This window comes from Mucilaginibacter sp. PAMB04168, assembly GCF_039634365.2.
Lineage (GTDB): Bacteria > Bacteroidota > Bacteroidia > Sphingobacteriales > Sphingobacteriaceae > Mucilaginibacter.
This window is the reverse complement of the sequence record NZ_CP155079.2, coordinates 4,075,764-4,090,590: the sequence shown is the minus strand read 5'-3', so window position 1 is coordinate 4,090,590 and position 14,827 is coordinate 4,075,764. Positions and strand designations below refer to the sequence as shown.

Sequence of the window (14,827 nt, the reverse complement as noted above, 5' to 3'; positions counted from 1 at the left end):
TGGTAATCAATTAAGCAGAAGAGAAGGATGTTTGGTCTTCTAAAACAATTATGAGAGGCGTTATACCGGAGCAAGATATGTATCAGGCAAGAGCTCTCACAATTGTTCATGATAGCAATTCTTTAAATTCCGAAAATAAAAGACAACAACATTAAAAATCAAGCGGACCTAACCTGCGCATGTTTTTCATGATGAGATAGCGACGGTGCCTGATAAAACGGGTAGGATTGGTAGCCGATCTTTTTAACGGACTGGGAAAGATAGCCGCAATAGCCGCCGCTTCGCGCCGGGTAAGATTAGCTGCAGGTTTATGGAAATAGTTTTGTGCTGCGGCCTCAGCACCATAAATGCCATCGCCCATTTCAATAACATTCAAGTACACCTCCATAATGCGTTGTTTGCTCCACAACAATTCCATAAGCATGGTAAAATATGCTTCGAATGCCTTACGGATGTAAGAACGGCCTGACCATAAAAAGACGTTTTTGGCCGTTTGCTGAGAAATAGTACTGCCACCAATAACCTTTTTACTCTTTTGGTTCTTGGCGATTGCTCGTTCAATGGCTTTAAAATCAAAGCCATTATGTTCCAGAAAAGACTGATCCTCGCCGGCTATAGCAGCTTTCTTCATGTTTATGGAAATTTCGTCAAAGTCTTTCCATTCTTTGTCAATTTTCCAGGTCTTTCCGGCAGCTTTGCGTTCAAAGCCCCTGCTCATCATGAGCCAGGTTACCGGCGGATTGACAAAGCGGTACAGCAGTACCCATAAAAACGAAATGCCTATAAATGCGATAACAAACAGCCTAACAAAGCGCCAGATCAGCTTGCCAATGCCTCTTTTAATCATGCCATAAAAGTAAATAAAAAAGGTGTTTAGCCTAAACTAAACACCTTTTCAATATTATAATGTTCTCAAATCCGAAATTGACATTCCGGATGCTGAAATCAAAATTACTCAGCTACTACTTCGAAAGGTACCTGAACTTTAACCTCTTTGTGCAGGTTTAAGATTGCGGTGTACTCACCAACAAATTTAGGATCCTCGTTAAAAGTAATGCGACGACGGTCAACCTCAAAACCTTGTTTTTTAAGGGCATCAGCAACCTGGATAGTGTTGATAGCTCCAAAGATTTTACCGCTTTCACCGGCTTTAGCACCGATAGTTAATTTAACGCCTTCTAAACGTGCAGCAACTTCATCAGCATCCTTACGGATTTTGTCTTGTTTAAACTGAGCTTGTTTCAAGTTTTCAGCTAAAACTTTGCGTGCTGATTCGGTAGCCAGGATACCAAAACCTTTTGGGATTAAAAAGTTACGACCGTAACCGGCTTTAACTTTAACCACTTCGTCTTTCTCGCCGAGGTTTTTAACGTCTTGTTTTAAAATAATGTCCATTTTGTTAACCTCCTATATTATTTTAACGAGTCAGTAACGTAAGGTAATAAACCAATGTGACGGGCACGTTTAACAGCCTGGGCCACTTTACGCTGAAATTTCAATGAAGTACCAGTTAAGCGACGTGGTAATACTTTACCCTGATCGTTAATGAACTTTAATAAAAAGTTAGCGTCTTTATAGTCAATGTACTTGATACCGTTCTTTTTGAAACGGCAGTATTTTTTGCGGTTATCGTCCACTTTAGGAGCGGTAACGTATTGAATTTGATCGTTTGCCATAATTAAGCTGCTGCCTCCTCTGTTTTAGGTTTTTTGTTGAAAGCACCGCTGCGTTTTTTCTCATTGTAAGCAATGGCATTTTTATCCAAAGCAATAGTTAAGAAACGCATTACACGCTCATCACGACGGAATTCAACCTCCAGTTTATTGATTAATTCACCCGGAGCGCGGAATTCGGTGAGGTGGTAGTACCCGGTCGATTTTTTTTGAATCGGGTACGCTAGTTTTCTCAAACCCCAATTGTCCTCTTGAACAATTTCGGCTCCGTTATCAGTTAAAAGCTTGCTAAATTTGGCAATTACCTCTTTAGCAGCCTCATCCGATAACAACGGGGTTAGAATGATTACGGTTTCGTACTGTTGCATTTTATACGTTTTGTTAATTAATTACCCGTGCAAAACGGGGACGCAAATGTAGAAATATTTATAGTAAAATGCAAGCCTGATTCGGATAATTAATTGAGCTTGTGTATGCTTGGCATGAAGTTGCCTGTGTTTTACTAATTTGGTAGTAAACTTTTTTAGTGGTTTAAAGTCTAAATATTATATGAAAAGAGCTTACCGCAGCCTTACCTGTATGGTTCTGGTTTTAATGTTAGTGCGCTTTGGTGCGCATGCACAAAGTACGCCGGGAGGTGCGGCATTAAACTTTACAGATTTTGCAGACATGCCCGAACGGGTTATATACTCATCATACGCTAATGATGGGCAGTATTTGTACAGTTTAAACGGTATGTTGTATAATAAGCGTATATCGCCAAAAGCTCTGCGGTTTGACCCGGCCACCAAAAAATGGCGGCAAATAACTGACAAGTTAATACCTAAAATTAATGCGGCCTCCGTTTATGTGCCATCAGTACACAAAATATATATTATGGGGGGTATGAAGGTATTTTCGAACGGCTTATTTTTCAATGTTGAGACTCTTGATACACAAACTGGAGAGGTAAGTATTTTAAAAACAGAAAATCCTAACCCGCAAATAAACTGTGCGCTGGCCGTTTGGGATAACAAGATCTATTTGTTTGGTGGTAGTGATAACGGCTATGGTTCGAGCAGGTTGTATGAGTTTGATGTAGCTACCGAGAAGTTTAAACGTTTAAAGGACATGCCTTTTACTGCGCAAACAGCCGGTACAGTGATAGACGGCGTGCTTTATACTTTTGGTGGTTATAATCCCTACAATAAGTTCATTTTTGATGAAGTTTATGCTTACGATATTAAGACTGATACTTGGAAGCGTGCAGGTAAGCTACCCAACCGGGTGTCGGCTACGGGCATAGCGTCAACCGGCAAAAACGTTTATGTTATTGGATCATACGGCGACCCCGATTTTATTGGGTATTACAATACCGATAGTGGTCAGTTCATTAAATTGAAAAGCAATATGGCCGGAAGGCGTTTTGCCAGCTCGGGAATTGTTGGCCATAAGCTATGGGTATATGGCGGTAGTAGCTCAGTAATTGATCCGGGAGTTATCAAAGTGCAGGCTGCTGACATTCAGTGAGAAATTTTTAAGTAGCTGTATTAAAAATTGTAAACAAAGTTTTGCTACCTATAGCATATGCTAAAGACTATGTACATGTACCGATAACTCTATATTTGCAGCAAACTAACACTTGTCATGCAAAAAATATCTTTGTTGCTTATTATGGCTTTTACTGCTATTACTACACTTAAAGCACAAACCAAGCCCGGCCCGGCCGAAAAGAAACTGACCGACAGTATATGCAATTGTGTAAATCAAGTAAATGTTAGTTCAATAAAAACAACTGAAGCTGCCAACGCGGCTATTATGGATTGTTTTACCAAGTATACATCCATACTTATGGAAATTGCCGAAGAGCGCAAAATTGAATTTACCAATGACGATGCTATGAGCCAGATTGGAACCGATATTGGCAAAAATCTACTAAAGCAGAATTGCAGCAATTTTATTAAGCTCTCTGTAATTTCAAATAAGCAGGATGAAAGTGCTGCCAATAATACCTCAGGAAGCACCACCGGCACCTTTAAGCGTATGGAGAACAAGGGGTTCAATTATATAGTTTTGCTGGATGCCGATAGCAAAGAGCGCACGTTTTTATGGTTGCGGCAGTTTGCCGGTTCAGAAAATTTGTCTAATCGTCCAGCTTTATACGCCGGTAAAAAGGTTAAAATTAACTGGAAGGAGATTGAAGTATACCTGCCGCAGGCAAAAGGCTATTATAAGGTAAAAGAAATCACCGCAGTCGATATTTTGTAACAACCCATTCGGCACATCACAGCTAAGCTTAGGAGTAAAGGCATTGTATTTAAGGGCACAGCAACTTGCTTGTGCCCTTAAATAACCATTACAATAATGCAGGTAAACTGTGATAAGTACTTGTATAAAGGTTGAAAGTGCAGGCCACTAATTTAACAATTGCATGTAAAGTTGAGGTTAAGTTTTAAGACAGTTGAATGATTTTCTGCCTTGAGCATTTCAGCAAATTTGCCTAACTTAGTGGCTGTGGATAATTTTATTGTTTCGGCTCGTAAATACCGCCCGGCTACTTTTGAAAGCGTTGTAGGTCAGCAACATGTGACCAATACGCTAAAAAATGCGATTAAAAACAATCAGCTGGCGCAGGCATTTTTATTCTGCGGGCCACGTGGGGTGGGTAAAACAACATGTGCGCGTATACTGGCTAAAACCATTAACTGCACTAACCTTCAGCCTAATGGCGAAGCCTGCAGTCAATGTGATTCCTGCCGCGCATTTCAGAACGGAAACTCTTTTAATGTGCACGAGCTGGATGCTGCATCTAACAACTCGGTTGATGATATACGCAGCCTGATTGAGCAGGTACGGATACCACCACAAGCCGGCCGTTACAAGGTTTACATAATTGATGAGGTGCACATGCTTTCACAGGCCGCGTTCAACGCGTTCCTGAAAACGCTGGAAGAGCCGCCCAATTATGCCATCTTCATCCTGGCTACTACTGAGAAGCATAAGATACTGCCAACCATACTTTCGCGTTGCCAGATTTTTGATTTTAACCGTATACGGGTAGAGGACATGGCCAATCACCTGGCCTCTATTGCCCAAAAGGAAAGCATAAGCTATGAGCCCGATGGGCTGCACATCATTGCCCAAAAGGCCGATGGCGGCTTGCGCGATGCCTTGTCCATGTTCGATCAGATTGTAAGTTTCTCGGGCGGTCAGGTTACTTACCGTTCGGTAATAGATAACCTTAACATACTCGACTACGATTACTATTTTAATGTAACCGATAGTTTGTTGGGCGAAGATACAACCAATACCTTGCTGCTGTTTGACGAGATCTTATCTAACGGATTTGATGGCAGTCATTTCATAACTGGCTTATCAGGGCATTTACGCAACCTGCTTGTGGCTAAGGATGCACCCACACTTAAGCTGCTTGAGGTAAGCGAAGGCATACGCCAAAAATACCTGCAGCAGTCTCAAAGAGCATCTGCATCGTTCCTGCTATCGGCCATGAATATTGCTAATCAGTGCGATTTAAACTATCGGCTGAGTAAAAACCAGCGCTTGCAAGTGGAGCTGGCCTTGTTAAAAATATGTCATTTGCCCTCGGTGTTTGCCGCTGCAAGTGTATCTACACAAACTTCACCACAGGGTGAGGTCTTAAAAAAAAACTCTAATGCAGGCGTAGCCGAGGTGCCAAAGCCGGCAAATGCTATTTCGATAGAGGTCCCAAAAGCTGATAAGGTTGTGGTGGCACCACCTGCAGTGCCGGTGGTAAATGAGCCTAAACCGGCTTATCAGCAGGCAACTCCATCGCTCCAGGCTACACCGCAACTTTCGGCAACACCATCGTTACAGGCACAGCCCATAGCAAAACATACCGAGGCGCTGCCGTCTGCATCGCCACAACCGGAGGTTAAGAAACCAGCACCAACCGTGGCCGAAAATCCGGGCATGGTAAAGCCGCTTGTTGCATCTTTATTAGCTACACCATCGCTAAGCCCGTCGCTAAAAGGGGGAGGAGGCGGTACGCTTGTGGTTGAAGAAGAGGAAGACCCTTACCTGTACGGTACCGATAAAGAGGATTTTACAACAGATGCTTTCTTGAAGTGCTGGCATGATTACGCAGCCAAGGTTAAAGCAGATGGTAAAGCGACGCTGGTTACCATACTTACCGCCAATGCACCGGTAATGCACAAACCTTATCAATTCGAAATTGCCGTAAGTAACCGTACGCAGGAGAACGTTTTCAGGGATGAGAAACCAGGCTTGATGAATCACTTACGCACCACGTTGCGTAACTTTGACATTGAAGTAACTACGCGTATAGATGAACAAACGGTAGTAAAGAAGCCTTATACCGCAATGGAAAAGTTTCAGCACATGGCAGCCAAAAACTCCCAGTTGATGGAATTAAAAAAGCGGTTTAATCTGGAGTTAGATTAAAACCGCTTTTTGATATATTCCTGTCAGTATGAACTGCTTTGTTCAGGCTGACAGGATAAGATTACTATTTCAAATATTCGTTATCTTCATCCTCGGCACTAACGTCGGAGTCAGATTTTGAATCGCCTCCACTTAAGTCAGCATCGTTTTTTGGATAACCTTCTTCGTCCAGGTCATCGCGGTCATCCTCAGGTGTGCGGGCAAGCGATTCGTCAATTGGGTCAAGCTCCACAATCTCACCGCTGTCAATATGCATTCCTAAACCATCAACATCTGTTTCGAGTGAGCGGTTCTTGTCATATTCCCCTTTGGTGTCATAAGGATTAGCCTCGTCATAACTTGAGTCGAAATCACTGCCTCCGGGCGCTGCCGTATCAAATAATTGAGGCGGATCATAATCCGGATCATCGTTTTCCACAGCAATTTCGTAACTGTCAGTTTCCGGGTCGTATTTCAAATCGTGTGATGATGTTTCGCCATCCAGATCATCTTTCATTTTCTTATCTCTGTCCAGGTTCTCATCATTAAAACCAGGATAGAAGGTATCGTCGTTTTTCATAGGTTTAAACTTTGTATATAGATGAACATTAAACATCCTGTCAAAGTTTTAAACGGTTTGAAATATTAAGACGAAAGCTCTTGACGCATCATCATCAACCACACCGTCATTCCCGAGCGTAAGCAAAAAATCTTTTCAAAGCGATGAACGAAACCAGTATGAAAAGACCTCTCCACTATTGGTCGAGATGACAGGTAGGTGTTAAGAAGATTAATTTTTTAGGAGGAACTATTTACCTTAATGTAAGCGGCTTGCGGTAGGAGGTGAAACCGCCAACTGCAAATTTAAAGCCCAGTACAAACTGGCTGTACAGGTCTTTACGGGTACCCGCCTTTATGCCGTCAAGTTGGTCGCCTAATACGTAATTAGCTTGCCAGCCAAAGTCCACTTTAATGGTAGGCTCGTTATAACTATTAAATATTTTTAGCTCGTAACCTAGTTTTAGCGGTATCATGAGTTCACTGCTGGTATTGCGGCCGGTGGATGTAAAATCGGGTATGTATAGCGAACTGCGGTTAATTTCAGTTATGTTGTTATAAATAACACCCAAGCCGGCACTCGCATAAACGTTTTTTAATGCGTTAAAAAATGGCTTGTTGTTGTAATCCATCAACTCGCCAGCTTGTATTTGCGCCCTAAAAGTTACCGCTGTATAATTGTTTTTAAACTGCCGGCCCGATAGCGTATTGAGCGAATCGCCGCCTGCCAGTTTACCAATTTGCACCTCAGCAATGTAATTTAAGAATGGAGTATGGTTGTAGGTGAAATTTATGTGTGCAGCAGGTGTTCCCTTAACCGTTTCGGCATCGGTATATGCATAATTGAGCGCTGCAGCAAACCCTAAATCATATTGGGCATAATTATAACCTAACTGCGCCTTTGCGAAAAGGAAGGAAAGGCAGATACCTATTGTTAAAAATAGCTTTTTCATTATTATGGTATCCGGCTGTAGGTGTAACGATTAGTTATGGTTGTGGTTACGCCCCCAACAGTGCTGGTAGTAGTTTCATAAATAACAAACTGCAGCGTGTCTATACTTTCCACTTGGTATTTCAACAGCAAATTTGCGCTTTTAAAACTTAGGGTTTGCGGGGTGGTTGAGGAGTTGGCAGAATAATAGCCTTCAAACACTCTTCCGTATAAGGTAGATGAGTAGGTAGCCTGGTTGTCGGTTTTAAATTCAAAATAATCCTTATCAGTAAAATCGGTTAAGTTAACCGTGGTAGGAGCATCTGCATCAACCTGGGTGGTGATCTCAAAATCAGTTAAAAACCACTTGCCCAGTAGTTTAAGGTTTTGCAAACTATCCGGAACAACAGCCGGATCCGTTTTGCAACCACTGGCAAATAGTATAGTTACCAGTAATAAAACGCCGTAAATCTTTTTCGTCATGTCTTTCGCCTTTAAAATTAGTGTTTTATTTATCGGCCACCAATTTTTCCTTGTTACGATTAAACAAAAGTTTAAGTTATAAAATAAATTCGGCTATAGGCAAAATGTATATATTTGGGCGTTTTTAAAATTAAATACAACTACAACAAACCCGATATGTCAAAAATTAAAGTAGAAAATCCGGTAGTTGAACTGGATGGCGATGAGATGACCCGCATCATCTGGCAATTTATCAAGGACAAATTGATATTCCCTTACCTTGATCTGGATGTTAAATATTACGATTTAGGTATTGAGTACCGCGATGAAACTAACGACCAGGTTACCATTGATGCGGCTAACGCTATCAGACAATATGGTGTAGGTATCAAATGTGCTACTATTACGCCAGACGAAGCCCGCGTAAAAGAGTTTGGCCTGAAACAAATGTGGAAATCACCAAACGGTACTATCCGTAATATTTTGGACGGTACAGTTTTCCGTGAGCCAATTGTAATGAGCAACGTTCCGCGTTTGGTTCCAAACTGGACAGCGCCTATCTGCATTGGCCGTCATGCTTTTGGCGATCAGTACCGTGCTACCGATTTTGTTACTAAAGGTAAAGGTAAATTAACCATCACTTTCACTCCTGAGGATGGTAGCGAAGAGCAATCGTTCGAGGTGTTTAACTTTAAGAGCGATGGCGTTGCCCTGGCTATGTATAATACCGATGAGTCTATCCGTGGTTTTGCACATGCTTGTTTTAACCAGGCGTTGATGAAAGGCTGGCCTTTATACCTGTCAACCAAAAACACCATCCTTAAAAAATACGACGGTCGTTTCAAAGATATCTTTGAAGAGATCTATCAAAACGATTACAAAGCTAAATTTGACGAAGCAGGTATTGTGTACGAGCACCGTTTAATTGATGACATGGTTGCATCTGCCCTTAAATGGAACGGTAACTTTGTTTGGGCTTGTAAGAACTACGACGGCGACGTTCAGTCTGACACCGTAGCACAAGGTTTTGGTTCATTAGGTTTAATGACCTCTACACTGGTTACACCCGATGGTACTGTAATGGAAGCTGAAGCTGCACACGGTACCGTTACCCGTCACTACCGCGAGCACCAAGCCGGCCGCCCTACATCAACCAACCCTATTGCTTCTATCTTTGCCTGGACCCGCGGTTTGGAGTTCCGTGGTAAACTGGATAACAACCAGGAGCTGATTGATTTTTGCCACATTTTAGAGCAGGTTTGTATTGAAACTGTTGAAAGTGGCAAAATGACTAAAGATTTGGCCATAACAGTAAAACCTAAAGTTGAGCATGGTACCGATTACCTGTACACCGAAGAGTTTTTAGAGGCTATCAACGAAAACCTGAAAGCTAAGTTGGGTAAGTAAGCCTAATTAGTTTTTACATAAACAAGCGATGCTCTACTTCCCCATAAGTAGGGCATCGCTGTTTATAGAATGTATTGTTCATGTTGAGAGCATCTTAAACACAGGTGTTGTACACCAACAACAAGTTGAGTGCAAGTAGTTTTATAACATAAGGTTTAAAAAACTAAATTTGAACAATTTTTATTTATCAACTTAGTATTTAATCAGTAGCTTATCATGTCGGTACTTTATCCTTTAAAATTCAAAACCATTTATAAAGATAAAATTTGGGGCGGCCAAAAAATCAGAACTTACCTGCATAAAGACTTTGGCGACCTGCCTAACTGCGGAGAAACCTGGGAAATATCGGGCGTAAAGTCTGATGTGTCAGTTGTAAACGGTGGCGCGCTTGAAGGGCAATCTTTAGCCGATTTATTGGAGCAGTATAAGGATGAATTGGTAGGCAAGGCGGTTTACGCGCGTTTTGGTAACATTTTTCCGTTGCTGGTAAAGTTTATTGATGCCAATGATGATCTTTCTATACAGGTACACCCTGATGATGAATTAGCCAAAAAACGCCATAACTCATTTGGTAAAACCGAAATGTGGTATGTGATTGAAGCCGATCCAGGTTCGAGCCTCATTGCCGGCTTTAACCAGGAAGTGAATGAGCAGGTTTATGTAGACAAGTTGAACAGCGGTCACCTTACCGATATACTTAACCGCGAGGATGTACAGGCGGGCGATGTATTCTTTTTACCTGCAGGCCGGGTACACACCATCGGAAAAGGCCTACTGATTGCCGAAATACAGCAAACATCAGACATTACCTACCGCATCTATGATTTTGACCGTGTAGATGATAAAGGCCAAAAACGCGAGTTGCATACCGAAGAAGCTTTAGCGGCAATTGATTACAAAAAGTATCCTGAATATAAAACCCAATACCAGCCTAAACAGAATGAGGCCGTACACCTGGTAAGCTGCCCGTATTTTACAACTAATGTGCTCGATTATACCGAAGGGGTGAGCAAGGATTATTCCTCATTAGATTCCTTTGTTATACATGTTTGCCTGGAAGGTAGCTACGAGATTAAATACAACGGCGAGACCTATTCAGTAAAGATGGGTGATAGTATTTTGTTGCCTAACAGTGTGAACGAGGTTGAGCTAACTACCTCAACCAGATTTAAAATATTAGAAAGCTATATAGCTTAATCATACAACCAGAACTCTTATTTCGAGCGTATGCGAGAAATCTTTTCATGCAACAGCCTTGTCAATATGAAAAGATTTCTCCCTATCGTTCGAGATCACAGATTTGAAAACTTCCTTACTATGCCAGTAACTGACCAAACAACTGCACATGCCAGCTATCCTTTAGCGGCACTTCCCATTTGGTTTGCAACTCAGCTATGTTTTGTACCAGGTTGTTGAATACAACGGTATCTGCAGTTATTTCGCCAGCTTTAATCAGTTCCTCAAACTCATTACGCGGAACCGAAAAGATGTTCCCGCCATTACGATAGGCCAGGTTAAAGCGGTCGAACAGGTTAATTTGAAACTGTTCTTCTAACTCTTTCAAAAAACGCACCGACTTATCAATAGAACAGCCGCTGGCACCAGCCTGGCTTTCATCAACTACTAATATAATGAAACGGTTGTATTTAACTTGCGCACCTGCTTTAAGCTGGTTGTTATGAGCGGTCCAGGCTTGGGTAAATTCCTGAAGCTGTTGTTGTAGTTGCTGAGTTTGATCATTCGTCAACTCTTTGTTTGATTGGTAGATCCACACTCTTGAATTTTGAGAAAATTGCATATACAAAGTTATCATTTTTGTAACTTCGGGATGAGGGTATTGTTGTCATGCTGAAATCAGGTTTTCGAACATATAGGGGGCTATTCGTAGGAGGGCTTATTGCCTTGGCAGGAGCGGCGCTTAGCTTCACTACAATGCTCGATAGGTTTCAAACCCTTACCTGGGGCAATAAATGCCTGTTCGAGGCTTATGACCCATCTGACGAGATAAAACTGCGCAGGTGGGAGCTTAATTTAACGCATGATGACTTTTTACGCTTCAAGAAAGTTTATCAAAACGGTAAGCAGGAATATTATTCCGTTAGCTTGCGCCGCTTCAAAGACATGGATTACCTGGGTACCACCACCCGCGGCATACTCCGCATAAAAACCCAAACCGACGATATTATTGTACAAACCTATAATGACCCTAAAGGCAATGTAGACTCTATGACCACCACGCTGATAATTCCTGTCAAAAATATGGAAGCCGAACGGTTGGATAGTTTGTACACTGCGTTGAATTTTTTGAAGATACCAACGGGCGCAAAGTAGTTCTTGTTTAACCACGGTTAGCTTAGCGTTCTTAGTGCCCAATTTTTGTCCATATCCGATCCCTCCATGAAACTGTTTACATGCCAGGATTATTGGCGGTGAAGATTGAAACCGTAGCCTTGCCATCTTTGATGAGTTGCTAGTACAAGCTTCCAATGCACGGTAGAGCGAATAATACGTTTCACCGAACCGTTACAATCATTAGCCAGCTCGATATATATAATGCCGCTTTTAGCAGAAGCGCTTAAGAAAGCTACATCAAAATAGAAGCTTTAAACCAAAGCGTATCGCCATCACATAAACCCGCTTGTCGATATGTAAATACATTTTTCAATTTCCTGCTGATGCATGGCTATCAAAGGTACTGACAAGATTATAGACCTGGCCCCGGTGAGAGGTTTGCGCATAGTCATTGCTTGTGACATAAAGCAGCACTAACATAGTAGGCCGATAACCCGATAACGAATGCACCATGCCTTTAAGCATAATTTGAGTTTGGGCAGGTAGGATAGAGCTGTTTTTTTAAAAGTATCTATCTCCTGATATATTTACTACAGGCTCTCGAAAAAAAATAATTACCTTATTCGTCTTGAAGTCAATTAATTAAGCCGCTGATTGAGATTTGGCAGGAGAAAAAGTGAAAATATTTTCAAAATAAATTTTCATAAATCAAAAAACAAGCTACATTTGCAGTCCCAAAACGACGGTATCATAGCTCAGTTGGTAGAGCAAAGGACTGAAAATCCTTGTGTCGCTGGTTCGATTCCAGCTGATACCACAAAATAGAAACCCTCTCAGAGAAATCTGAGAGGGTTTTTGTTTACAGGTTGTTGTAATAACCATAGCACAGCACGGATACTTTGTGTAATACAAGTGCAAATATTATTTATCTTAAAGCTTTCTTATCACTAACTTAAAAGTACTTACTATGGGGATTTTCGACCTTTTTAAGAAGAAAAAACCGGCTGTTGACAATCAGTTATTTTACAGTAAACAGTATCAAACAGAAATGTTAGCATATGCCCAAACCGTATATTTCCAAAAAAAACAGAGCTATGAAGCAGTAACAATAGAACTTTTCAACCAAGGACTGAGCAACGTACAGATTGCTGAGTTGATTGAGAAGCTTAAAAGTTTTAATGCCACAATGGTCACTGATTTCCAGGAGAAAGTAGATTCGGGTGAAATTATTGACATTAAGATAGACCCAGACGACGAGGACGTGAAAGGCAAGGTAGATGCCGGCCAAGTCGACAGATACATAGGTTACGGCGCTTATCAATTAGAGCAAGGAAATCTCGACAACGCACTTGAATTGCTTGATAAGGCACTTGAGTTAGATGATAAGGCAACTTTGGCCTATGCCAACAAAGGCTCATTGATGCCAAGAAAGGCGATAATAAAAAAGCCATAGAATTTTATGATAAAGCTCTTGTCTTAGAGCCTGGGAACGTAAAGGTACTGGAAAATAAAATGGATTTGCTTTTTGAAGATATCAGCCAGTCGGGTGAAGCGAAATTTATTGATACTGTCAAAACCATACTTATTTATGATCCTGATAGTCCGAACGCACTTATTTACATCATTCAATTTTATTTGAAGGAAGGCGATTTAACAAACGCGTTAAATTCACTAAAAAGATTATTCGCCAACTACTATTCTGAAGGAATTGTAATTCAATTATTGCTTGATACATTTAGCAATTTAACTAAACAAGATGCCTTAAAGGAGTTTGAGTTGTTTAAACAACAAATAAAGCCCGAGGCGCAATACCAGTTAGGATACTGCAAAGGACTTTATTTAAAGGGTATAGGTGACCGTCAATCTGCGTTTGAGGTGTTTGAAAACTTAAATAAAATACAGCCGTTCTCTTGGAACTACTATCGAATGGCAATTATGTCAAACCTTGAGAATAGAACTGCAGAATGTTTGCAATTGTTGAACAAAGCCTTTGAGTTAGAGCCGCAGATTAAAATGGATGCCAAACGATACCCGGAACTTCAAAATTTGTGGGAAAACGAAGAATTTATTGGAATTACCAAGTAAGGGTGTTGGTTATTACCATGACACTTTCTTAACAAAAAATTTAAAAAGTCTAAATTCGCTAATAATTGCAAATCAAATAGAAAATGGTTCGAGATTTGTAAAATCGCCACCAAAACGAGTATCAACTAAGATTAAAACCCTGTAAAGCTGATTTACAGGGTCTTTGTTTCAGACTTGCTTGAAATTGATCAAAGCTTCTCTATAGTTGTAGTACCTTAAAGGATGTCTGCCAAAGCGTTTTACTTTTGCAGGTACTAAATGGCTCAGATCCATATTCGGATGGTTAAGAACGAATGTCTTTTAAATGAATATACAATTCCCATTGGCGCTACCAACTTAATTGTAACTCCATTTATCATGTTTACTTAACGTTAACTATTGGTGCTCGTGAGTTTGGGAGCAATAAACTTTTCAGATATTTAAATAAAGGGTTGAAGTCGGCTGAGTAATTTAAGAAATTAGGGTACACAAAAAACCCCGCAGGCTTGCAAGGCAAGGCACTGCGGGGAAGTAACCGCTACGTTACAGTTCTTTATCTCCAATAAACTTTGCGTCGCGGGTATTCTTTTGTACAGCAATGGCCGAAAATATGCTGAGGCAGAAAGCCATTGCGTAAAAGCCTTTCTCACTTCTGGCGATGCCAGCATTCCATAAGCCAATCGTTAACAGAATCATTGAAGCTATGGTGGCAAACCAGCTCAGGCCGTAGTATAAGTCGGTCACTGCAAGTCCTTCGGCCCGGTCCCTTACACTCTTTTGCACGGAGATTACGGCGAATAGGCCAAACAATAAAATGGTAAAGTAATAGCCTTTTTCGTTCAGCTGCATACTGGCATTCCATAAGCCAATGCAATAGGCTACTGTTCCGGATAACAAGGCAAACCAGGAGGCACCTATAAACGCGGCAGTTGGTTTGAACGGGTTTCTACCGTTCTCAGTAAGTTTTGTGAAAGTTGAATTTTCGTCTGTTTTGTGTTGTAGCGGTTCCATGTTGTTTTTGTTTTAATGATTAATATGG

General features: G+C 41.1%; 17 protein-coding genes and 1 tRNA gene. 9 read left to right on the top strand and 9 right to left on the bottom strand.

Annotated elements, in window-relative coordinates; translation table 11 throughout:
• Positions 1 to 151: 151 nt before the first annotated feature.
• The 4 genes from mtgA to rpsF all read right to left on the bottom strand — a co-directional run bounded on the left by mtgA (position 152) and on the right by rpsF (position 2,041).
• Positions 152 to 847, bottom strand: coding sequence for a monofunctional biosynthetic peptidoglycan transglycosylase (gene mtgA / locus ABDD94_RS17310; RefSeq protein WP_345953297.1), 696 nt, complete (start codon positions 845 to 847; stop codon positions 152 to 154).
• Positions 848 to 951: 104 nt separating this feature from the next.
• A complete protein-coding gene (rplI, locus tag ABDD94_RS17305; RefSeq protein ID WP_345950842.1) occupies positions 952 to 1,395 on the bottom strand; it encodes a 50S ribosomal protein L9 in 444 nt (147 codons plus the stop codon).
• A 17-nt stretch (positions 1,396 to 1,412) separates the two neighbouring features.
• Entirely contained in the window at positions 1,413 to 1,676 is a 264-nt protein-coding gene (gene rpsR, locus ABDD94_RS17300; RefSeq protein ID WP_311952365.1) for a 30S ribosomal protein S18, read from the bottom strand.
• Positions 1,677 to 1,678: 2 nt separating this feature from the next.
• On the bottom strand, positions 1,679 to 2,041 hold the full coding sequence (gene rpsF / locus ABDD94_RS17295) for a 30S ribosomal protein S6 (RefSeq protein ID WP_345950843.1): 363 nt from the start codon (positions 2,039 to 2,041) through the stop codon (positions 1,679 to 1,681).
• A 181-nt stretch (positions 2,042 to 2,222) separates the two neighbouring features.
• Here rpsF and ABDD94_RS17290 point away from each other — a divergent pair, with 181 nt between their 5' ends.
• The 3 genes from ABDD94_RS17290 (at position 2,223) to ABDD94_RS17280 (ending at position 6,095) form a co-directional block, all read left to right on the top strand.
• On the top strand, positions 2,223 to 3,182 hold the full coding sequence (locus tag ABDD94_RS17290; RefSeq protein WP_345953296.1) for a kelch repeat-containing protein: 960 nt from the start codon (positions 2,223 to 2,225) through the stop codon (positions 3,180 to 3,182).
• A 117-nt stretch (positions 3,183 to 3,299) separates the two neighbouring features.
• A complete protein-coding gene (locus ABDD94_RS17285) occupies positions 3,300 to 3,920 on the top strand; it encodes a hypothetical protein (protein WP_345953295.1) in 621 nt (206 codons plus the stop codon).
• 246 nt (positions 3,921 to 4,166) lie between these two features.
• The gene (locus tag ABDD94_RS17280) at positions 4,167 to 6,095 is read left to right on the top strand and encodes a DNA polymerase III subunit gamma/tau (RefSeq protein ID WP_345953294.1); all 1,929 of its coding nucleotides are present in this window, start codon (positions 4,167 to 4,169) and stop codon (positions 6,093 to 6,095) included.
• A 64-nt stretch (positions 6,096 to 6,159) separates the two neighbouring features.
• On the opposite strand, the gene ABDD94_RS17275 is transcribed toward ABDD94_RS17280, so the two are convergent.
• The 3 genes from ABDD94_RS17275 to ABDD94_RS17265 form a co-directional block, all read right to left on the bottom strand.
• Positions 6,160 to 6,654: a hypothetical protein gene (locus tag ABDD94_RS17275; RefSeq protein WP_345953293.1), complete on the bottom strand. Its 495-nt coding sequence runs from the start codon at positions 6,652 to 6,654 to the stop codon at positions 6,160 to 6,162.
• Between the two features lie 232 nt (positions 6,655 to 6,886).
• The gene (locus ABDD94_RS17270; protein WP_345950848.1) at positions 6,887 to 7,585 is read right to left on the bottom strand and encodes a hypothetical protein; all 699 of its coding nucleotides are present in this window, start codon (positions 7,583 to 7,585) and stop codon (positions 6,887 to 6,889) included.
• A 2-nt stretch (positions 7,586 to 7,587) separates the two neighbouring features.
• The gene (locus ABDD94_RS17265; RefSeq protein ID WP_345953292.1) at positions 7,588 to 8,046 is read right to left on the bottom strand and encodes a hypothetical protein; all 459 of its coding nucleotides are present in this window, start codon (positions 8,044 to 8,046) and stop codon (positions 7,588 to 7,590) included.
• A gap of 156 nt (positions 8,047 to 8,202) precedes the next feature.
• Here ABDD94_RS17265 and ABDD94_RS17260 point away from each other — a divergent pair, with 156 nt between their 5' ends.
• Positions 8,203 to 9,432: an NADP-dependent isocitrate dehydrogenase gene (locus ABDD94_RS17260; protein ID WP_345953291.1), complete on the top strand. Its 1,230-nt coding sequence runs from the start codon at positions 8,203 to 8,205 to the stop codon at positions 9,430 to 9,432.
• 216 nt (positions 9,433 to 9,648) lie between these two features.
• A complete protein-coding gene (locus ABDD94_RS17255; RefSeq protein ID WP_345953290.1) occupies positions 9,649 to 10,629 on the top strand; it encodes a type I phosphomannose isomerase catalytic subunit in 981 nt (326 codons plus the stop codon).
• A gap of 118 nt (positions 10,630 to 10,747) precedes the next feature.
• On the opposite strand, the gene ABDD94_RS17250 is transcribed toward ABDD94_RS17255, so the two are convergent.
• A complete protein-coding gene (locus ABDD94_RS17250; protein ID WP_345953289.1) occupies positions 10,748 to 11,230 on the bottom strand; it encodes an ABC transporter ATPase in 483 nt (160 codons plus the stop codon).
• Between the two features lie 134 nt (positions 11,231 to 11,364).
• Here ABDD94_RS17250 and ABDD94_RS17245 point away from each other — a divergent pair, with 134 nt between their 5' ends.
• The 4 genes from ABDD94_RS17245 to ABDD94_RS17230 all read left to right on the top strand — a co-directional run bounded on the left by ABDD94_RS17245 (position 11,365) and on the right by ABDD94_RS17230 (position 13,809).
• Positions 11,365 to 11,763 (top strand): hypothetical protein, encoded by a 399-nt coding sequence (locus ABDD94_RS17245; protein WP_345953288.1) that lies wholly within the window; start codon positions 11,365 to 11,367, stop codon positions 11,761 to 11,763.
• Between the two features lie 705 nt (positions 11,764 to 12,468).
• Positions 12,469 to 12,541, top strand: a tRNA-Phe gene (locus ABDD94_RS17240).
• Between the two features lie 150 nt (positions 12,542 to 12,691).
• Positions 12,692 to 13,177 (top strand): hypothetical protein, encoded by a 486-nt coding sequence (locus ABDD94_RS17235; RefSeq protein WP_345953287.1) that lies wholly within the window; start codon positions 12,692 to 12,694, stop codon positions 13,175 to 13,177.
• 59 nt (positions 13,178 to 13,236) lie between these two features.
• On the top strand, positions 13,237 to 13,809 hold the full coding sequence (locus tag ABDD94_RS17230; RefSeq protein ID WP_345953286.1) for a hypothetical protein: 573 nt from the start codon (positions 13,237 to 13,239) through the stop codon (positions 13,807 to 13,809).
• A 522-nt stretch (positions 13,810 to 14,331) separates the two neighbouring features.
• Here ABDD94_RS17230 and yiaA read toward each other — a convergent pair.
• Positions 14,332 to 14,799 carry an inner membrane protein YiaA gene (gene yiaA, locus ABDD94_RS17225; RefSeq protein ID WP_345953285.1) on the bottom strand — a complete coding sequence of 156 codons (468 nt, stop codon included), beginning with the start codon at positions 14,797 to 14,799 and terminating at the stop codon, positions 14,332 to 14,334.
• Positions 14,800 to 14,827: the final 28 nt, after the last annotated feature.